The following is a 21,901-nucleotide window of genomic DNA, read 5'->3' as shown; positions in this document are numbered from 1 at the left end:
TTTAACGATATAGGGAAGTGACATGAGAAAGAGCGCGACGGATAGAAACGAGATGCGACTCCTCTTTCGTTGCGAGCATTTCAATCGTGGCCGGGAAAGTTGCCAATTGCGTTTTTAATACTTCGGCCAGCGCGACATGTCCATTGAACGTATCGCCAACCGTCGCAAGTTGCGCCTCACTGATATGCACATGCCCGATAACATTCTTCGCCTGAGCCACGACAGCCTCGATACTTTCCTGGTTAATAATGACTGCTCCAGTATCAAGCTGCATTTTGATGTTGGGGTGAGCAATGCCCGTGACAACATTACAGGTCTCATTGCTTGTTGTCATAAAATTGGCGCCATAAACCGCCGGATTTGGCTCCAGACAGATAATCACACCTTGATCGGCAGCAATATCACCAAGTTTACGGAAAAACGTTTGGGCAACACGCTCGGTTTCCGTTGCACTAAGACCGGAGCAATCACGATTTTTTGGCGAACCAAAGACCAGACGAGTAGCCCCCAGAACAGAACCGATACGACAAATATCAGCTAAATGCGCCAGTAGTTTTTCCTGGACCGCTTGCGAACCAAATACATTTAAACCTGTAGTACCAAACAAGAGTGACTGCATGCCGATGATGTCAGCCCCCTGCTCTTTCCACCAGGTTTTTACCGCCACGATATCTGCGGTTGTTGCTTTGGCTGGCTCTGGAAAATACTTACCGGGCGCAATATCGATAGCATCAACTTGAAATTCTTTAAGCAGAGACAATACGTCGAGATCTTCGCTAATGTCCCAGGCAAGGTTTGAGATGGAGATTCTCATTGCTTATCTTCCTGAGCTTTTTTAGGTTCCGACTGCACGTAATGTCTGACTGCCTGCAGCGTTTCCTTCGCGGAGTACTGGTAATGCGCAGTGCCGCCAAATAATGCGCCATATACACTGCGCATATCATAAGAAACGGGGGATGCGGCCTGTTGACGGGTAAATTCGAAACCAAAACCTTCACCCGCAATTTTTGCAACAGAAACAGGCTCAGCAGTTAGATGAACGAGGCTGATATTATTTTCAAGTGCTTTGTTGATATCAAACCAGAGATTAACCATCGGGTAAAACTGGAAAACGCTACGGCTTTCGATTTTGGCAACGTTATTATCATTGAGAAAATCAAAGATGATATTTTTACGCAGCCCGGGGCCAACCAGACCTGGTAATCTCACGATCACGTGACGCGAAAATTTTTGCGCAACAAACTGCTCAAGTCGGTAGCGATTCAGACCATAAGCATGCAGATCCTGCACATCAATCGGTGTATTTTCATCAACACCCACGGGTGTTTTAAAAACGTCAACCGTACTGATAAAGACAAAGTTATCGCATTCAATACTGTCAAGGCAGGCGATCAGTGAGTCAATTTTCTCACGGTCTCCTTGTGGATCGGCATTGGCAATCCATTTCTGCGCGGGGGCGCCAGCACAGACAACAAGATCGAATTTTTTACCTTTAATATCATTAATATTCGTCGAACGATAAAAATCGTCAAATTGGGTTTGCTTCATCAAAGTGGTGCCAACAAACCCGGTATACCCAATTAACGCCTTCGCCATGTTCTCTCCTGTAATTATCGGTCGCGTCCGGTCTGCACAAGATTAGACTCTTCAGCAGTGGCATCATTTAAAACGTTTACGCGGTCCTGATTCACCATCACCGCGCTATTTTTCTCAAATACGACGGAATAAGCCGCTTGCTCACTTCGATCATCCAGAAGTCGGCTGAGGTATTCACCAAAAAACGCCAGCATAATGAACTGGAGCATAAAGAGCACCGACATAAACAGAATGGTTGTCGTCCATCCCTCAACTACGTGGCCATTAATGAGATTGACCACAATACTGTAAATAGCAAACAGCAATGCACATGAACTTCCGACGGTCCCAACAACTGACATCCAGCGCAGTGGCCGTGAAGAGTTAAATACCATCAGCCGCACTAAATTACGAAAACCATACACAATCGATTTTTTAACATGATTTTCGCTAATCGGCTCATAAACCAATTCACTTATCGGGTAGCCGGTCTTTTGAATGCGGAGGTAAAACTGGTGATGAAAACGGCCAGTATCCGTCACCGCATTTACCGCACGACGACTTAAGCAACGCAGCCCGGTAGAGTTCTTGGGAATATGGTAATCAATCGCACTCAGAATATGGGATGCGGTATTACGTAAGAAGCGATATGCGCATGGCAGAGGCTGATTAGAAACACCGACGACAACATCATAACCAGACTTACATTCCTCAACGGCGCGATGAATAACATCGACGGGATCGGTCAGGTGATCATAAAGAACAACAAAATCGCCGATCGCATTTTCGAGCCCGGCAGCCCAAACCACATCATCATGTGCTGCACCGGAGAGTTGCATAAAGCGCACACTGGGGATCGTTGCTAAAATTTGATCCACAGCCGATTTTCTCGGTACGTCACGATAGGGGCCTTTAGAAACAACTAATATTTCGTAATCACTATAATTTACATCCAGTAATTGCTGGATCTGTTGTAATTTTAATGTCAATTCACCCGAGAGATCATGAGTCTTTAAAACAACAGAAACAAAAGATTCGCTTTTCACTTGTGTAGTCTCTTTTTATTCTTAAATAATGTTCATATTCTTAATAGCTTCAACGGCATCATATACGTTATCTATCTTGCCACCCATAATACAATGGAATCCGTTCATGCCATGATGAGGTCGAAAAAGAATTGGACGAGAGTCATCCGTTTCACTGCGTGGCAACAACGTTTTCACTTCCCAGAGCGAGCGTTCGTAACGGCAATCATTGAGAATAGGCATATACCGGGAGGCATCCTTAACCATATACTGCCATGCGCTGTTTTTCTTATCCTCATCGAATTTCACATGCGAGTCGCGGTATTTTTCACCCGGATTATCATGCCATTCGTAATGCGGTGTATAGCGTACATGACTGAAAGAATGCAAGCCGACAGAAGGGAAAGGCATCACGGAGAAAAATGGGCCGCACATAATCGTAAACCCGGTTTTTTTTAATTCGTCGGGTACATCAACCAGGCACATTTCTGTCATTTCATGCTTAAGCGGAATCAATTCAATTCCGGAGTTATCAAGCAAATAATTCAAATGTGAATAGGTACAATTAAAGACATGATCAGCATGATGGGTTTCAACTTCCCCACTGGTTATGTTTCGTACATATGCTGTAATTCTGTTATTGATGCTTTCGACTTTATCAACCGAGTAACCACAGCGATACTCAGCCGTAGAGCTTTCCAGCCGTTGCAACATCATATCGCGCAGCTTGAATGCATCGAATGCAAATTCTTTGACCGTAAAACAGGCATCGATCAACTGGGGGTTGACCATGTTCTGAATTTTAGCAGGCGCCACATCGCAGTCGGCACCGATACGCTTGCAGAACATACGGAACTGGCCCGCTGACACTTTGCCCAGCATTTCGCTAATTAAATAATATTTATCAAAATCCGAGTCCACACAATCTCTAAACTCTTCAACAAAGCGGGGAAAAGAGATGCGAGAGCGTAAAGCGGTTAATATGCTTCGGGGATAGTGGTAACCATTATGCACACGGGCCTGATTATTATAAGACGCGCGGGACATATAGTTATTCTCTTTTTCAAAGAGTTTGACTCCGTGTCCTAGTAGAGAAAATTGCTCGGCAAGGTACATACCAAAAAAACCACCGCCGACAATTATTATATCTTTGCGCATGATTGCTTTAATGCCTTAATCAAATGAGATTTATGTTATTCCTTTTACACTCAAAAAAGCAGAAATAACTTTAAAGTATAATTTATTTCAAAGCAAGGCCACCCGTTTGGATGGCCTTTTATATAGGTATTATAACAGAAAATTAATTAATCCAGCCATTCCGTATGGAATACGCCTTCTTTATCAGTACGTTTATAAGTATGCGCGCCAAAATAATCACGTTGAGCCTGGATCAGGTTGGCTGGCAGTACTGCAGCACGGTAGCTATCGTAATAGGCAACCGCAGCGGCAAAGGTCGGGACCGGAATACCATTTTGTACAGCATAAGCCACGACATCGCGCAGCGCCTGCTGATACTCATCAGCGATTTTCTTAAAGTACGGTGCCAACAGCAGGTTAGCAATTGCCGGCGTTTCTGCATATGCATCGGTAATTTTCTGCAGGAACTGAGCGCGGATGATGCAGCCTGCGCGGAAAATTTTCGCGATTTCGCCATAGTTTAAATCCCAATGGTATTCATCAGACGCAGCACGCAACTGAGAGAAGCCCTGTGCATAAGAGACGATTTTACCGAGGTACAGTGCACGACGAACTTTCTCGATAAACTGCACTTTATCACCAGCAGGCTGTGCCTGCGGGCCACTCAGAACTTTAGACGCGGCAACGCGCTGCTCTTTCAGCGAAGAGATATAACGTGCGAACACGGATTCGGTGATCAGGGAAAGCGGTTCGCCGAGATCCAGGGAACTCTGGCTGGTCCATTTACCGGTGCCTTTGTTGGCCGCTTCGTCCAGAATCACATCGACCAGATAGTTACCGTCTTCATCTTTCTTGGTGAAGATGTCCTTAGTGATATCGATCAGGTAGCTGCTCAGCTCGCCTTTATTCCACTCGCTAAAAGTAGTGGCCAGCTCTTCGTTAGAAAGGTTGAGGCCGCCTTTCAGCAGAGAGTAAGCTTCTGCAATCAACTGCATGTCACCATATTCGATACCGTTGTGAACCATTTTAACGTAATGGCCCGCACCGTCAGCACCGATATAGGTCACACATGGCTCGCCATCTTCGGCAACGGCTGCAATTTTGGTCAGGATCGGTGCGACCAGTTCGTAAGCATCTTTCTGACCGCCAGGCATGATGGATGGGCCTTTTAGCGCGCCCTCTTCACCGCCTGAAACACCGGTACCAATAAAGTTAAAGCCCTCAGCAGAGAGTTCGCGGTTACGACGAATGGTGTCCTGGAAGAAGGTATTACCGCCATCAATGATGATGTCGCCTTTTTCCAGATACGGTTTCAGGGAGTCAATAGCGGCATCTGTGCCAGCGCCCGCTTTCACCATCAACAGGATGCGACGGGGAGTTTCTAAGGATTCAACAAACTCTTTCACGGTGTAATACGGAACCAGTTTCTTGCCAGGGTTCTCGGCAATCACTTCTTCGGTCTTATCACGGGAGCGGTTGAAAACGGAAACGGTATAGCCACGGCTTTCGATGTTAAGCGCCAGGTTGCGCCCCATCACGGCCATACCAACAACGCCGATTTGTTGCTTAGACATTACTTACTCCTGTCAGGTGTGGTAACCCTCTGGCGGTCAGGCCATTGGGCTTAAGTAAAGATTATAGTAACGTAGATTACACACGCTGGGTACCTGCGAAAGAGGCAACTTACCGCCAGGCCATATGCAGCCGTAAGGAGCGGCAGTTTCGCAGGTTAATGACTGAAATGATGTTACTTCCGTACGTCGCGCGACATGTCAGGTAATCATTATCTCGTTCAGAGAATTTAAGCATCGATAATCACAGTATCAATTGGTGAAAAATGCGATTATTTCAGACTCTTCTCGTTCATGGGCAATAAAAAATCGAGAATAATGAATTAACTTATGTACCGATGTTTCGAAAAAGCGACATTCATGGCTGCATAACAGCCATAAGGGTCAATTAAAGAATACATTATTGTCCCGCGCGTCTTCCATCGCAAAATCAGCACAATGTTCTCTTTAATAGCAATCAACTCAGCATTCATTGTTCACAATAAAATATGGAACAAACATATATTTAACTAATTAAATAATCTTCAACGCACAGTGATTTCAATCTTGAGCTACCCCACGCGTCAAAATTTGAAATACCCGTGATTGCTGAATAGTCCTGCCATTTTTTATTTTGCACCAGAGTAAGCATACTCAAAGTAAGCTCATGCGGCGTCAACTCAACGTTGAGACGCTTGCTTAGCGCGTTGTAATTTTCTGCGAATAACATCGCGCCATCACAGATATCGGAAATACTCTGAGACAAATCGCGTTTTAACCCACGCCCTTGGTCACCAACGGGTGCGGATGTGGTTGCGTCATACCCAATAATTGAGTCATGCGGCGCAGAGAAAAAGAGTTCAATGGCCACACGGTTTTCATAGATCTGATCAATGAGAGTTATATCGGTATTTTCAGCTTCATACATCGCGTGCATTTGCAGGAATGTCTTACGTCTAAGTTTTTCTGCGGTATTTGCAAGGCAGAAATAATAACCGTGGATCTCTACATCAATAAATTGCTTCACCGCATGGTAAAAGGCCTCTTGCGTGGTACCACTCCAGCCGACATCCACGAGAGCAATTTTCTCACCTGATTTAATACCTAACTTTTGAATATAAGCGAAAAGACCACGGCGGTTTTTACGGCAAACCAGTAAGATTTGCCATCTCCACGCATACAGGAAATTAGTCATTAATGGGAATAGCTCAGGCGTTAGCGCAGTTTCCGCAGACAGCCCAAAAGAAGCCATAATTTCGGGAGCTGGCGGAACGACACCAATACGCTCAAGGACTTCACGTGGCTGCAACCCCTCGGCACCAGAGAGTAAAAAGGGGATGAACTGCAAAAAGTTCTGATCATTAATTGTCGCAAGGGTCAGCGCTGTACGGGAACCATAGAAATATGTTGAATCAGGGAAATCACCAACATCGCCCCGCTCCACCATCTTTTGCATTACATAACCATCACGGGATAAGAAAAACACGTGATCGATCTGTTGTGCTACCGCCTGAGCTTTAATCCATTTAAGGAAACCAAGAGATGCAGCGCCACCATAGGTAAAACCTAAACTTTTATAAGTCTGCAGATCATGATAACCCTCATGGCTTTTTAACATCCCCTGAGCAAAAGAGAGGGACAGCGGTAGCCCTTTGCAAATAGTGCTTAAGTAATGGGAACAATAGTGATATGCAAGAAGACCTTTCTCACGCGGGCGTATCACATCGGATAATTCATTATCACCAACATGTAAAATCTGATCCGTAGAAACATTCAGTCTACGTGCAATGATGTCAAAGAGCTCTCCTGAATCACGCTTAGTCGCGTTTTCATCGGCTGAACTGAACACCGCAACACCGGTAACTCCGTATTTCTCCAGCGCCTGCTCAAAAAAACGCGCCGGTAAATACATATCGGAAGTAACAATGACCGTTTTCCCGGCCTCTTTTAAATGTTTAAATAATTCAAAGATAATACCATTTGGCTCAACTAAGTTTAGTTCCAATTGATATTCTGCATTAGCCATTTTTTCAGCGGCCTGCACATCATGAGTGAAGGCTGCATAAATACCTGCAATAGTAATTTCTTTTTTACCACTGGCACTCATCTGACGAAACGCTTCAACCTGAGCGCTTTGCCGTTTTGTTTTGAAATTATCAATACCCAGTTGCTTCCCAAGTATGTCAAATGCATCCTCCGGATCAGCAAGCGGACGGGTAAATAATGTGTCGAAAAAATCAAAAGAGATAACTTCCGCATCATTTAATGCAGTTACTGGCAAATCTTTAAATGATTCAATCGCTTCTGCAAAACGATTGAATTCAGGTCCCAGAATAGTATTCATAAGCATCAGCAACCAACCTCAAAATTAATGCCGTTAGGGTGCAAGTTAATATTGAAGAATGGATCATATTGATAATAACGAGGATGTTTTTCGTTGAGTCGACTTAGCTCGTTCATGAGGCGTCGCACTTTTTCTTCATCCTGATGATCCAATCCACGACTAACGGACTCGTAATGATAAAGTTCAACAGCTGGGCACATTACATTGTAATATCCCGCATCTACGCTGCGGAAACATAAATCTACATCGTTATAGGCAATAGGAAAAGATTCGTCGAACTGACCGATTCGGTCGAATTTTTTCCTTTCCATCATCAGACATGCACCGGTTACAGCCAGCCAGTTATATTCCAGAAGGTTACGCATGAAATAACCTGGGTGGGTACGGTCAATATTATGTAGCGCATGCATTGGTCCACCGGCAAGATTCAGCACACCAGCGTGTTGGACAAGGTTCGTTTCCGGATATATTAATTTTGCGCCTACAGCACCTACATGCGGCAATTGAGCGTAACCTATCAGACGCTCTAACCAATCAGCATGCAAAACTTCTGTATCGTCGTTCAAGAAAAGCAGAATCTCACCTTTTGATTCAGCCACACCAACATTATTGAGTTCCGAGAAATTGAACGGGCGATCATGGCGAATGACTTTTATCTTTTCTTCGCTTTCAAGCGAGGAAAAGTATTCAAGTGCATCAGCAGCAACAGAGCCATTATCGAGAATAATGATCTCATATTGGCTGTAACGTGTCGTATTGTTAATGGAATCAACACAGCGACGCAATACGTTACAATTGTCGCGGGTAGGAATAATAATGCTGACTAACGGATTACCAATCGGGAAGTAATTTACACGAAAATAGCCTGCAGGCCCCACAACAGGTTCGACGACGCCCTGTTGACCGCGACGAGCCAGTGCGTCTTTGCGTACATTAACTGAGGCTTCCATGACATAATCTTTCGCTGCAATATCAGAAGCGGTCGATTGGGGAATAATTCTCCAATGATACAGTACCTTAGAAATATGGCTAATTTTTGATGTCTGTTCAGAAACACGCAAAACAAAATCCCAATCCTGACAGCCATCAAATTCAGAACGTAATAAACCCGTTTTTGCCAGTAATGTTTTTTTGACACAAGACGCATGGCACGTAAACATCGTGCTCATCATGGTATCTGGCGACCAGTCAGGCTTGAAGTGAGGCTGGACGTAGAATCCTTCTTCTGAGAGTTTATCTTCATCACTGTAGATAAAGTCAGGATCATCATTGTTAATGCATAGCGCCATTTCATATAAGCAATCTGGCGTCAGGAGATCATCGTGATCCGTAAAGACAATATAATCCCCCGCTGCATGCTCGATAGCAAAATTCGTTGCACCGGAAATACGGCTATTCGTTTCAAGATGAACAACTTTGATCTGTGGATTGGTAATACTGCTTAGGACGTCATAGAGTTGCGGATCGGTACTGCAATCATTAGCCAGAATCAATTCCCACTGAGGGTACCACTGCGCTTCGATAGATTCGATAAGCTCATGGAGCAGATCCAGCGGCGTGTTGTAGATTGGCACCACAATAGAAAAGAGTGGTTTAACGGCCATATTGTTGATAATGATTGATAAATTATCTGGCTGCGCAGGAGTAACGTAACAGTATTCCGAAACACCATGGCGGAGATGATAGCCTTCGCTTCGGTTATACGTAATCGTGGTTGGCAACATGACCGCCATAGGGGCTGTACTGCCAACCGCGGACGTAGCATTTTCGTCATTACCCGCGATGAAAGGCGCTGGCACTGGGACTGGCGCTGCAGCAACAGCGTGCAGCATTTGCATCATACGCTGCTGCCGGAGGCGCGCAACGACACCTTTCCAGCCCTCCCGACGCAAGGTACTCATACCGCGTGAGACAATTTTCTTCAGCCCATGCTGGCGATACAAACGTCGGGTAACAGAGGCCAACGCCTTGGATCTGTGTTTTATTTTCCCTACTGCGCGCAGAGGTGCTGTAACTTTCCAGCTGGATGAGCTCTCAAGGGCATTTATTCTTGCCATTGCGCCCGCGAGCTGGGCATTAACATGAGCAAGTTGCGCATTAGCAGATGATAGTTGCACTTTAGTATTTTCAAGTTGTGCATTTCTGGCATCCAGTTGCGCCTCGGTATCTTCTAATTCGGTATGCACATCAATAAGTCGTACAGTGGTCTCACCCAATTGTACGGTTGAATTCTCCAGTTGCACGGTGGCTTTCTCCAATTGTGCCGTGGTCTTGTCCAAATGTACCGTGGTGTTCTCGAGTTGAACCGCTGTGTCGTCCAGTTCCTCGGTAGTATTATCCAGTCGTACCTTGGTGCTTTCTAGTTGTACCCGGACATTGTCCATCTGTACTTTCGTATTTTCCAGTTGGGTTCTTGTCTTCTCTAATTGTCCAGAGGTTTCATCCAATTGCTGTGTGGTTTCTTCAAGTTTTTCAGACGTTATATCCCGTTGTCTGGCAGTTTCCTCCAGTCGTTCTATTGTTTTTTCAAGACGTAATGTCGTTTCCGTTAGTTCAATATGGGTATCGTGTAATTTCGCGGATACGTCATTTAATTTTTTCTGTTCAAGCATTAAGTTATGTGCTTTATTGGCTCTGAAAATTTCAGCCAGCGCACTTTCCTTGATAAGTTCCACTTCGGCTTCAATATACATCTCAGAGAGTGCAGGAATATTTTGCAAAACGATCTGTGGGTCTTGCGATGTCGAATAATAAACGTCCTGCGGTTGTCCCTTCTGAACTTTCAGAATATCTCTGTATTCACCGTTAGCCTTATGGGAATTTAACTGCCAGATAGTTTCACCATCGGCATTTTTGATAGCTAATCCTGACATTGAGAACCAGTGGCAGCCATCTACCGGGTCGAACCGTAACTTCGTTACAGGTTGCTGGTTATTTCCCTTAATTGCCCAGCGAATTGTATTTTTGCCCCAGTTAAGCACAGAGAACTGTGTATTTTCTTCCGCAAAATCTTCCTCTCCGGACGCGAAATAGATACTAGCTCTACTACGCTTAATACTCACCGGAGCCAGAGGTCGCTCTTCGTGCCAGACAAGTAAATCGTCAAAGTTACGGCCTGTGACCTGATGCTGGAATTGAGCTTCTTTGCGCATGTACCGCTGCAGATCATCATCTGCCAACACAATCCCCAAACTTGCAAATACTTGATGAACAAATTCTTTTCGGGTAATTAACTCATTATCAGCCAATGGACGGACCCTTGCCTGATTGAGTACCAGGATGATACCTCTGAACAGGAGATGCCCCAGTTCAATTCGCTCCGTACCTTCCCACTCAATGTCGAATAAAACAGGCTGCCCATCAGTAAGAATAATATTCTGTGGAATGGCATCTATAAAATATGCAGGTAAACTAAAGTCAGCATTGAGTACGAGCGGCACGCCACTTTCCTGCTCATTCTTAATGAAGTAATCAAGGGCCGCTAACCATTGCTTCATCAAGTTAACAATATCATTAAGCTTCCAATAATCAGTACAAAGTGTATTAATAAATTGCTGACCTAGCAATGTACCGCGATAATACTTATCACCATTCTTCCTGATTTGCGAGTATTTATTCTCTTCTCGCGCAACATTCTCACTTGAGAAAAAGCGGTAAGATATATCCACTTCGCCATTATCAGTGCGGCGGAAGAGTGTTTCTTTAGCGTATTCTTTTTTGCGTTGTGTGCTGTAATGGTAAGCAAGAACCGTCTTGTCTAAAGGTATTTGAGCATCAATGCTGGCGACAAAAATAAACGAGTTCGCAAGTGACACCCCAAGCTTATTTTTGAAAATTTCGGGGAAGCTATTCTGTAGTGAAAACGTCAAATGCGCAGGTAATTGCGGATCGCTGAAGACACTCTGAACGGCAAGCGCGGACGCGTCAAAGTCCGCCATATCGCTACCCTGTGGGGTAATAATCGACATGGGGAGTTTGTAATCCGGGAAAGGTAATAAAACATCAGAGTGCTTATAACCCGTTTCAGTGAGAAGATTGCTTAATTCCGCATAACCCCAGGTTTTTGCTTCTCCTGCTTTATAACGTCCTTCGATGCCATACATTGACTGACGAATATGATCTTCAGGCGCGCCGGCGAAATATTTAAGACCTAATTTATTCTCGATGGCAATGAATAAAAAGCCGCCGGGCTTAAGTAATTTACGGACCTGGGTAAGTAAATCCTTCTCCGGGTGCTCGCCATCGCCAAACATGGTTGCATATTCAAGAACACCGATAAGCGTGATAGCATCGAACTGACGGCCTGGATTAAAGCGATCAAAGCGCTCTGCAACAACCTGCACATTATCCAGATCGCGAGTACGGCTGGCAGCAATTGATGCCCTGCGCTGGCTCCCTTCAAGGGCCAGAATATTCCCACCGTTTTCCCCAAGAAAGCGGCTGATTGCCCCACAGCCCGCACCAATTTCAAGGACATCTCCTTGTAATAAATGAGCAAAAGGGCGTAAGACATTTCCGCGCTGCGACGTCAAATGGTAGAGCGTCTGCCAGTCAATGCATTTATTGCGCAACTCATCAGAAAAAACCGAAATATCTTCCGCATCGCGGATAATGCCAGCAAGGCGTTCTTCCGCCTCATCGCCATCGTTGTAACCTATGTTGGTGTAGTCTTCACGTCTCCATACATTTAGACTTTTATCGAAAAAATAGCCAAGACTTTCGAGTTGAAACATAAAACCCACCTGTATTTGTAACACCGCTCAGGCAGTGCCCGGCGATGTCACAGTTCATTGCAGACTAAAATGAGTGTTTAAATTTACTAAACCGATAAACTGTACACGGTTCAACACACTCAAATGTATAGAATCGTAACGCCTGTCGTGCGGCACAACGGAACCGCACTCATCGCAACTGGCGATACCCACCGAGATAAAATAATCCCCGGAAGCCAGGTTGACGGGCATTGATAAAGAAGCATGCATAATATCTCCGGCATTGAATTGCCTGGACATATCAATATTCTGAAATTCACTATTGGTGTTATAAATTGTCACCCCTTCTTTGGTTTTGAGTGCAAAACCAAAAATAGGACGATATACCGCTTCTTTAAACCTTACGTAAAACTGCAAATGAATAGCACGCTCGCCCTCAATCACCAGTGGATACTGCTTATCATCCTGAACCAACTGATAGTCCAGTATTTCAGCCTTAAGATCGCCCCAGCGGTACTCCGAGGGGTTGTAATTAGGCCTTTGTTCAAAACTTAGCCCATCCCTTAACCAGTTCTGAACATTCAATAAGTCTTGTTGCTTCTCCTCTATACGCTGCGGCTCAATGTTCGCTTCAATTTCGTCAGCAACAGCTTCTTTTTCATCCGTTTTGCCAAAGAGAAGATCGAGATATTTATTCACCACTACGCGTGGGCTGTCTTGCATGAGCATGACTCCGTCATTAATTAAAATGGCAGAGTCACAATGGGTCACAATCTGTTCAGTCGCATGGGAAACGAACAGAATAGAGGTTCCGTTTTCTTTTAACTGTTTTAAACGCGCAAAACATTTCGCCTGAAACCGCGCATCACCAACCGCCAGCGCTTCATCCACAATTAAGATTTCCGGTTCTATTTGCGCCTGGATAGCAAACGCCAGGCGCACCAGCATCCCACTTGAATAAGCACGAACAGGTGAGTCAATAAAATGTCCGATATCTGCAAAACTAATGATATCATCTAATTTTTCTTCAATTTCAGCCTTGGTCAATCCCAGTAATGCTGCATTGAGGTAGATATTTTCCCGGCCCGAAAAATCGTTATTAAACCCGGCACCCAATTCAAGCAATGCGGCTACACGTCCATGCAACTTAACGCTTCCAGATGTAGGGGTCAGCGTACCGGCAATTATTTGTAGAAGGGTTGATTTCCCCGAGCCATTTTTACCGACAATCCCGACGGTTTCGCCTTTTTTCAAGCGAAAGCTGATATCCTGCAGCGCCCAAAACTCATCATGGTAGAGTCTGGTTACTTTTCCTGTGCGATGATGCACTTTCGGTACGATGAACTCTTTTAATCTTTTAATAGGATTATCGTAGACTTGATAACATTTACTGACGTTATCAATTTCAATTGCATACAGATCAGATGACATCAGCAAACCCTCCTCGTGTTTTCTGGAACCAGATATAGCAGACATAGGTAATCCAGATAGAGTTTACTGAATAAATTGCTAATCCGAAGAAATCAGGCAGTTGCCCCCAAACAATAACAACGCGTGACTGCTCAATAATGTAAGTTAATGGATTGAGCAGTACAATGTGTTGCATCCAACCTGGTAATGCAGACAGGGGGTAAAAGACAGGTGAAAGAAAGATTAAAATAGTTACAATCACACCGATTGATTGTCCGATATCACGGATATAGACACCCAGCGAAGAAATAAGCCATGAGAGTCCGAGAGACAGTATAACAAGCGGTAAGAAAACAAGCGGTGCAAATATAATAGTCCAATTTATATAGCCATTAAAAATAAAAAAGGCCATAATCAATACAGCGCAACTGATAATACTCTGAAAGACTGACGATAACACGGTGACTACTGGCAATATTTCTAATGGGAAAACAACTTTTTTAACGTAATTAGCATGCTGTAAAATTAAGTTTGGCGCTCTAATCAAACACTCGGCCAAGAATGAATGGATAATCATACCAACAAACAGAATAACAGCAAACTGTGTTTTTGGTTCATCAGCGACAGCATTTCCCCAGCGGGCTTTAAACACAACAGAGAAAACTAACGTATATATTACAAGCATGAGGATGGGATTAATTAAGGACCATAGCACACCAATCGCCGAGCCTTTATATTTACTCAGTATGTCCCTTTTTGTCATCTGAAATATGAGACTTCTATTGTTCAACAGCGAACTCATAAGTGAGCCCGCTGTTGCTATTTTTACTTTTCCACTCACACCTTCACCTCAAAAAAAATTCATATCTGACATCAAATCTTATTCAAAAAAATCGCAGCAATGAGCGCAATATTTCCACACCAGGTCTGTCGGTATAATCTGGTTTCAAATATCATCCTGATTCTTGTAAAAAAATTCGCATTCCGCTTGCTGTCGAAACTTGATAAGATTTTGGCATTTTCCGGGGTCAATCTATTCTGGAATGGCTTAATAAGCTCAAGGTTTTTATCATTCCAGCGCTTAAAATGGCCCCCCATCAACTTCTTGATCCGCTGCGCGCGCGCAATCATTGTCAGATTAGATCCGATGAGGTTTTCCTGATGCTGCCGATATTTTATTGTAGGCGAAGAATCATAGTGGACATCCCCTCCACAGCCCGTGATCAGTATGTATACCCACCAATCATGAGAGATAATTTCCTGCCATTTAGGGGTTTCGATGACAATATCTCTGGCTTGCTTATTAAGCACCATCGTATTACCGCCAGCGATACTTTGCACTAATGCATTACGGAATGAAGGGGTTTTATCAAATAACGGAGAGAGGCCAATAACTTCCCCTTTTTCATCTGTAAGGATAGTCCTACCGCAATATACTGACGGTGTTTGAGGATTTTGCGCTAAGTAATCCAACGCATGGGAAAGTTTGTTCTCAACCCACTCATCGTCTTGGTCGCTGAAAGCATAATAATCAAAATCATCGCCACAGTTTTCAAGCGCAGAGATAAAATTCCAGGCAAATCCCTTATTAGGTCCACGGAGCAGGACAATTTTGTCCTCTCCATAGTTTCGCTGGTACTCATGGATAATTTCCAGAGTACCATCAGTCGAACCATCATCAGATGCAAAAATAACCCAGTTCTGATGAGTTTGATTAGTAATTGAGTCAAGCTGTTTGCGTATAAACTTACTTCCATTGTAAGTACACAAAAGTATCGCGACTCTCTTATCCATCTTCATGTTAGGGATAGGTTTCCGCACCTGATAAGAGAAGCCCATTCTGATCTTTTGCCGACAATTGCACTTGACCAGCCTCCGGCCATTCGATATTGATTTGCGGATCGTTCCAGATAATGCAACGTTCCGACTGTGGCGCGTAGTAATTTGTCGCTTTATAAACAAACTGTGCCGTATCGCTCAGGGTCAAAAAGCCGTGAGCAAACCCTTCTGGGATCCACAACTGTCGCTTGTTCTCTGCGCTCAATACCGCGCCAACCCATTGACCGAAAGTTGCAGAATGTTTTCGAATATCCACAGCAACATCGAACACTTCCCCTTCGATACAACGCACCAGCTTGCCCTGAGCATGCGGGTCAAGCTGATAATGCAGACCACGAAGCACACCTTTCTGCGATTGTGAGTGGTTGTCCTGAACGAAGTCGATTTTTTTTCCTACCGCTTCCTCAAAAATTTTTTGACTGAAACTTTCAAAGAAAAAACCACGGGCGTCACCAAAAACTTTCGGTTCAAAAATAAATACTTCAGGAATTGCAGTCTTAATTACATTCATTTATTTACTTTCCAAGCATTTCAGTCACGACACGTTTTACACCTACTTTCCAGTCAGGAATAACGGTTGCAAAGGCGGTCTGGAATTTCAGATTCGACAAACGCGAATTGGACGGGCGTTTGGCCGGGGTTGGATATGCAGATGTGTCAACCCCTTTCACTTCCTTGATGACGAGTGATTCACCCAGTTCCTGGGCGACGGAGAAAACATATTGCGCATAGTCATACCAGGTGGTTTCCCCACTGGCGACGAGGTGATAAGTACCAAATAACGAGGCATTATTTGTCGCAGCACGGATGGCGATCGCGGTGCAATCTGCCAACAATTCCGCGCCGGTTGGCGCGCCATGTTGATCGTTGATAATCGCTAATTGTTCTTTTTCTTTTGCCAGACGAAGCATTGTTTTCGCAAAGTTCGCACCGCGTGTTGCATACACCCAACTGGTGCGGAAAATGAAGTGGCGTGGGTTGTGGGTTGCCACAGCCAGCTCGCCCGCCAGTTTCGTTTCACCATAAACATTCAGCGGCCCCGTCTGCTCATCTTCCAGACGAAAATGCGTGCCCTGGCCGTTAAAGACATAATCAGTAGAATAATGCACCAGTAACGCACCGAGCTTCGCTGACTCTTTCGCGATCACTTCAACGCTATCAGCATTCAGCAGTTGCGAAAGTTCTCTTTCACTTTCCGCTTTATCTACCGCCGTATGCGCAGCCGCATTAACAATGACATCCGGTTTTACACTACGAATGGTTTCGGCAATCCCCTCAGGATTAGTCAGATCACCACATAACTCAGTATCAAAAAAATCGACTGCGACAAGCTCACCTAATGTTGACAAAGAACGTTGCAGTTCCCAGCCCACCTGGCCATTTTTTCCAATTAATAAGATCTTCATCGTCTTCTCGTTTTTGCTGCTCTGTCACGCTTTTTCGCTGATCAATAATTGCAGGTAGCGGCCGTAGTCGGTCTTCGACAATTTTTTAATCTGTTCCGCAACTTGTTCTTTATTTAACCAGCCTTTACGGAACGCAATTTCTTCAAGGCAGGCGACTTTCATGCCCTGCCGTTTCTCAATGGTATGAATAAATTGCGATGCTTCGACCAGGCTGTCATGGGTTCCGGTATCAAGCCAGGCAAACCCACGTCCCAGCAATTCAACCTGCAATTCACCACGATCCAGATACATCTGATTCAGTGTAGTAATCTCCAGCTCACCGCGTGCTGAAGGTTTCACCTGTTTTGCCATTTCGACGACATTTTTGTCGTAAAAATAGAGGCCGGTCACTGCCCAGTTTGATTTTGGTTTTAAGGGTTTTTCTTCGATGGATAACGCGGTGTAGTTTTCATCAAATTCCACGACACCAAAACGTTCCGGATCCTGCACCTGATAACCGAACACCATTGCACCAGAGGTCAACTTTGCTGCGGTTTCCAGTTTCTTGCCGAAACTTTGACCAAAATAGATATTATCGCCCAGCACCAGCGCACATGGCTCGTTATTAATAAATTCTTCGCCGATAATAAACGCCTGCGCCAGGCCGTCCGGCGATGGCTGCACTTCATAGGAAAGACGGATACCAAACTGCGAACCATCACCTAATAAACGCTGGAACGATGCCATATCTTCCGGCGTCGTGATAATCAAAATGTCACGAATACCTGCTAACATCAGTACAGAGATCGGATAAAAAATCATCGGTTTGTCGTAAACAGGCAACAACTGTTTTGACACACCCTGAGTAATCGGATAGAGGCGAGTTCCGGAACCGCCCGCTAATACAATACCTTTCATTATTCCGTCCTTATGATTTTATTCTGCAAGCCCCAGGCGTTCACCAGCATATGACCCATCCATCACACGCTGCCACCAGTCCTGGTTAGTCAAATACCATTCAACCGTTTTGCGGATACCCGATTCGAAAGTCTCTTGTGGAACCCAACCTAAATCGTCTTTTATTTTACTGGCATCAATGGCATAACGCAGGTCATGACCCGGACGGTCAGTAACATAAGTAATTAATTCTGCAAAGCTACTAATGTTATTAGGTTTTGTGGCAATAATGTCATCCAAAATAGCGCAGATGGTTTTTACCACCTCAATATTCTTACGCTCATTATGGCCACCGATATTGTAAGTCTCACCAGCAACGCCTTCTGTCACGACTTTATATAAGGCGCGGGCATGATCTTCGACAAATAACCAATCGCGAATTTGCTCACCATTGCCATAAACCGGTAATGGTTTACCAGCCAATGCATTAAGGATGATCAGCGGAATAAGTTTTTCAGGGAAATGGTACGGACCATAGTTGTTAGAGCAATTCGTCACCAGGGTCGGCAAACCGTAAGTACGGCGCCAGGCGCGAACTAAGTGATCGCTGGACGCTTTCGATGAGGAATACGGGCTGCTGGGAGAATAAGGGGTTTTCTCGGTAAACAGCGGCAAGGCAGTGCCAGCGGGGACCTCATCCGGGTGCGGCAAATCGCCGTAGACTTCGTCCGTTGAGATATGATGGAAGCGGAACGCGGCTTTTCGTGTTTCATCCAGTTGAGACCAGTATTTACGTGCGGCTTCAAGCAGCACATAAGTGCCCACGATATTTGTCTCAATAAAGGCTGCAGGTCCGGTGATCGAGCGGTCCACATGGCTCTCAGCAGCCAGGTGCATGACAGCATCAGGCTGGTGAGTGGCGAAAATACGCGCCATCGCCTCAGCATCACAAATGTCTGCACGTTCAAAAACATAGCGGGCACTGGTTTCAATTTCGACCAGTGATTCAAGGTTGCCCGCATAGGTTAATTTATCAACATTAACTACAGAATCCTGAGTATTCTTAATGATATTACGGACGACAGCAGATCCAATAAAACCTGCCCCACCTGTGACCAATATTTTCACGAGATTATTCCATCTACTTTGCGAGTTGTTACTGTGGCACCGACATGCAAAATTCAAGCCAGGGCATAAAGTCAAAAACAAGGCACGCTACCGCCCCTGGCTCATCAGCTACCAGTGTGCTGTACGTAACGTCCAACGATTTCATTAGAAACGGGCATAGTAGTGCAACTGAGAATCATTACCAGGCACTAAATGTTAAAAAACACATTTTCTGCTTAAACCAATATGGAAACAAGAAAAATCTCAAGCCATTAAAGTAACTCTGAAAGTTCCGTTTATTTCTTATACGTTGACCTGGCATGAAAAATATAAAAAAAAGCAGCGAGAATGTTCTGAAGCACTTATGCTTCCTGTTGCCACTCTCAGCTGCCATTCTAATTACTTAATTTTTAACTTTTTATCTGATCCATGACTGCGTCAAAAGTTTCTTAATGCTTTCGCGGAATTTTTGACCTTCTTTGAGGTTACGCAGGCCGTAGTTAACGAACGCCTGCATGTAGCCCATTTTTTTACCACAGTCGTAACTCTCGCCGGTCATCAGCATGGCATCCACTGACTGCTTCTTCGCCAGTTCCGCGATAGCATCTGTTAACTGAATACGTCCCCAGGCGCCAGGCTCAGTACGCTCCAGCTCTGCCCAGATTTCAGAGGAAAGTACATAGCGGCCTACAGCCATCAGGTCTGAATCCAGCGTTTGCGGCTGATCAGGTTTTTCGATGAACTCAACGATACGGCTCACCTTACCTTCGCTATCCAGCGGCTCTTTGGTCTGAATCACAGAGTACTCAGACAAGTCGCCCTTCATGCGTTTTGCCAGCACCTGGCTACGGCCGGTTTCATTGAAACGGGCAACCATTGCCGCCAGGTTGTAACGCAGCGGGTCGGCAGAAGCGGAATCCAGAATGATATCCGGCAGGACCACCACGAACGGGTTGTCGCCAACGATTGGGCGCGCACAGAGAATGGAGTGCCCCAGGCCCAGCGGTTGCGCCTGACGGACGTTCATGATTGTCACGCCTGGAGGGCAAATAGACTGCACCTCAGCCAGAAGCTGACGTTTTACGCGCTGTTCAAGTAACGCTTCCAGCTCATAGGAGGTATCGAAGTGGTTTTCGACCGCGTTTTTGGAAGAGTGAGTTACCAGGACGATTTCTTTGATCCCTGCAGCAACAACTTCGTCGACGATGTATTGAATCATTGGCTTATCGACGATAGGTAGCATCTCTTTAGGAATAGCTTTGGTGGCGGGTAGCATATGCATCCCCAAACCTGCTACCGGAATAACTGCTTTCAAATTAATCATTATGCCTTCCACCTGTAAATGATTGATAAATTATAGACCTTCAACTTCTTTTCGCCAGCGTTCACGGGACGAGTTGCCGCGAAATATGTTACGCCGATTGTCGTATAATTGCTGTAGATGTAATCCTGGCAGTGAAATAAAGTCACCAGGATTCATCGCAAAGTATGACAATCTCCTTACCGCTACGGCTTCGCCGGCAAATGGAAGTTGAGATTTTGTACATTCACAACCTGATGATCGATGCGATCAATATCGACGGAGCTCTGCCCTTTCTCATTCACAGCTTTAATATTTGCCAGCGACAGCAAGGTATCCTGCCGCGCCATAAAGCGCCCGCGCACATCCTTACGTAAATCGAAGTTAAGCTTGAGTGCCGGCCCCACAGAGGAGTCTTGCATTACGTTGATATTTCGCAGGAAAAGGTGTTGTGGTTTGTTATGGAACTCCAGCGTTGCCCGCTGTAAGTTGAGGTTGGTGATGGCCACAAATGAGGTGGCGTTACCGGACGAAATCTGGATACCGCGCAGCTTGTACTGACTCTGTGCATTCTCCAGGCGAATATCGTTCAGTTTGAAATTTTGCGGAATGGACAAATAATCGCCTTTGATAACCCCGTAGCCGATGAGCATCCCGGCGCTGTTGACCATCGAGACGTTATCAATGACAAAATTGTCACAGCCATATATCGCCACCGTCGCGTTATCTATCCCGGCTTTTTTGCTAAAGTCCGGCGTAATATTTTCTGCCTTAATGTTACGAATAATAAAGTGTTTACCGTTTTCAACGTGGACCAGTTGTCGGCAATTGCTGCCGGTGATGTTGGCAACCACAAAATTCTTCACCGCCTGGTCTTCCGGGTAGGTGTTATCGTAGGTACTGCCCGCCAGCCCAATACCGATGCCCCAGTTGATTTTGCCGTTTGTGCAATCAATATGGTCAATGACATGGTCAGAGATCAGGATATCGCGATCGTTAATGGCGACGTTCCACTCTATGGCGTCACCTTGCAGGTAGCTAAAGCGGCTATTGGTGATCCGGGCGCCAATAATCTGATTATGAAAGCCCTGACGCAGAATGGCGTAGTTGGCCTTGGTGACCGTAATGTTGTCGATGGTCAGATTGCGCATAACCTGCGGCTCTTTTCCACCGATGTAGATTTGCGCCACCGGGCCATAACCGCTCATATTCAAACCTTGAATGACACAATCTGAACCGCGGACATCAAGCGTCAGATTGTACAGACTCCCCCCCTTCTCACCGATGACCTTACAGCCATCCTGCAATACCAGACGTCCACGACCATTGCTTTTAATACTCCCCCGCACCAGCAGCGTCTTCCCCGGCGGAATAAAGACCCCGGTATTGAGATTTTCACACACCAGACCTTCCGGGATTTCAACCGTTTGCGCTTCACTAAAGGCCTGTTTCAATGCCGCAGGCCAGTCGGTTGTCTGATAGCGACGGATATCCACCGTTTCGGCGCGCGCTGTGGCAACCGGTAAAAAAGGCAGCGCCGCAAGAGCGGCGCCAGCAGTCAGGAAACTGCGTCGGTTAAACGCAAATCGATTCTTTTTTTCGAACTCAGACATAGGACCT

Annotated in this window: 16 protein-coding genes; all 16 read right to left on the bottom strand. The window is 45.2% G+C overall.

Features of this window, described 5'->3' with window-relative positions; genetic code table 11:
* Position 1 precedes the first annotated feature (1 nt).
* Positions 2-814, bottom strand: a complete 813-nt coding sequence (locus tag MRY16398_RS09250; protein ID WP_125124209.1) for a sugar phosphate isomerase/epimerase family protein — start codon at positions 812-814, stop codon at positions 2-4.
* On the bottom strand, positions 811-1,596 hold the full coding sequence (locus tag MRY16398_RS09245) for an NAD-dependent epimerase/dehydratase family protein (protein WP_125124208.1): 786 nt from the start codon (positions 1,594-1,596) through the stop codon (positions 811-813). Before MRY16398_RS09245 ends, MRY16398_RS09250 begins: the two co-directional genes overlap by 4 nt.
* A 14-nt stretch (positions 1,597-1,610) precedes the next feature.
* Positions 1,611-2,621 carry a glycosyl transferase family 2 gene (locus MRY16398_RS09240; RefSeq protein WP_107223907.1) on the bottom strand — a complete coding sequence of 337 codons (1,011 nt, stop codon included), beginning with the start codon at positions 2,619-2,621 and terminating at the stop codon, positions 1,611-1,613.
* A 21-nt stretch (positions 2,622-2,642) separates the two neighbouring features.
* Entirely contained in the window at positions 2,643-3,758 is a 1,116-nt protein-coding gene (locus MRY16398_RS09235) for an FAD-dependent oxidoreductase (RefSeq protein ID WP_041851950.1), read from the bottom strand.
* A gap of 146 nt (positions 3,759-3,904) precedes the next feature.
* Positions 3,905-5,311, bottom strand: coding sequence for an NADP-dependent phosphogluconate dehydrogenase (gene gndA, locus MRY16398_RS09230; protein ID WP_041851951.1), 1,407 nt, complete (start codon positions 5,309-5,311; stop codon positions 3,905-3,907).
* A gap of 502 nt (positions 5,312-5,813) precedes the next feature.
* On the bottom strand, positions 5,814-7,637 hold the full coding sequence (locus tag MRY16398_RS09225; protein WP_125124207.1) for an HAD family hydrolase: 1,824 nt from the start codon (positions 7,635-7,637) through the stop codon (positions 5,814-5,816).
* Entirely contained in the window at positions 7,637-12,364 is a 4,728-nt protein-coding gene (locus MRY16398_RS09220) for a glycosyltransferase (protein WP_125124206.1), read from the bottom strand. Before MRY16398_RS09220 ends, MRY16398_RS09225 begins: the two co-directional genes overlap by 1 nt.
* Positions 12,365-12,418: 54 nt before the next feature.
* Complete coding sequence (locus MRY16398_RS09215) at positions 12,419-13,774, bottom strand: ABC transporter ATP-binding protein (protein WP_041851952.1); 1,356 nt, start codon at positions 13,772-13,774, stop codon at positions 12,419-12,421.
* Positions 13,764-14,594 carry an ABC transporter permease gene (locus tag MRY16398_RS09210; protein WP_041851953.1) on the bottom strand — a complete coding sequence of 277 codons (831 nt, stop codon included), beginning with the start codon at positions 14,592-14,594 and terminating at the stop codon, positions 13,764-13,766. Before MRY16398_RS09210 ends, MRY16398_RS09215 begins: the two co-directional genes overlap by 11 nt.
* A 32-nt stretch (positions 14,595-14,626) precedes the next feature.
* Positions 14,627-15,553, bottom strand: coding sequence for a glycosyltransferase family 2 protein (locus tag MRY16398_RS09205; protein WP_197718607.1), 927 nt, complete (start codon positions 15,551-15,553; stop codon positions 14,627-14,629).
* Between the two features lies 1 nt (position 15,554).
* Positions 15,555-16,103, bottom strand: coding sequence for a dTDP-4-dehydrorhamnose 3,5-epimerase (gene rfbC, locus MRY16398_RS09200; protein ID WP_041851954.1), 549 nt, complete (start codon positions 16,101-16,103; stop codon positions 15,555-15,557).
* Between the two features lie 4 nt (positions 16,104-16,107).
* Entirely contained in the window at positions 16,108-16,998 is an 891-nt protein-coding gene (gene rfbD / locus MRY16398_RS09195) for a dTDP-4-dehydrorhamnose reductase (RefSeq protein WP_125124204.1), read from the bottom strand.
* Positions 16,999-17,022: 24 nt separating this feature from the next.
* Positions 17,023-17,895 carry a glucose-1-phosphate thymidylyltransferase RfbA gene (gene rfbA / locus MRY16398_RS09190; protein WP_125124203.1) on the bottom strand — a complete coding sequence of 291 codons (873 nt, stop codon included), beginning with the start codon at positions 17,893-17,895 and terminating at the stop codon, positions 17,023-17,025.
* Between the two features lie 18 nt (positions 17,896-17,913).
* Positions 17,914-19,002 carry a dTDP-glucose 4,6-dehydratase gene (gene rfbB / locus MRY16398_RS09185; RefSeq protein ID WP_041851957.1) on the bottom strand — a complete coding sequence of 363 codons (1,089 nt, stop codon included), beginning with the start codon at positions 19,000-19,002 and terminating at the stop codon, positions 17,914-17,916.
* A 397-nt stretch (positions 19,003-19,399) separates the two neighbouring features.
* Positions 19,400-20,305, bottom strand: coding sequence for a GalU regulator GalF (gene galF, locus MRY16398_RS09180; protein WP_125124202.1), 906 nt, complete (start codon positions 20,303-20,305; stop codon positions 19,400-19,402).
* Positions 20,306-20,487: 182 nt separating this feature from the next.
* On the bottom strand, positions 20,488-21,894 hold the full coding sequence (gene wcaM / locus MRY16398_RS09175) for a colanic acid biosynthesis protein WcaM (protein ID WP_125124201.1): 1,407 nt from the start codon (positions 21,892-21,894) through the stop codon (positions 20,488-20,490).
* Positions 21,895-21,901: the final 7 nt, after the last annotated feature.

The organism is Phytobacter sp. MRY16-398, from assembly GCF_003925915.1.
In the GTDB taxonomy this organism is placed as follows: domain Bacteria; phylum Pseudomonadota; class Gammaproteobacteria; order Enterobacterales; family Enterobacteriaceae; genus Phytobacter; species Phytobacter diazotrophicus.
This window is presented reverse-complemented; position numbering and strand designations above follow the sequence as displayed.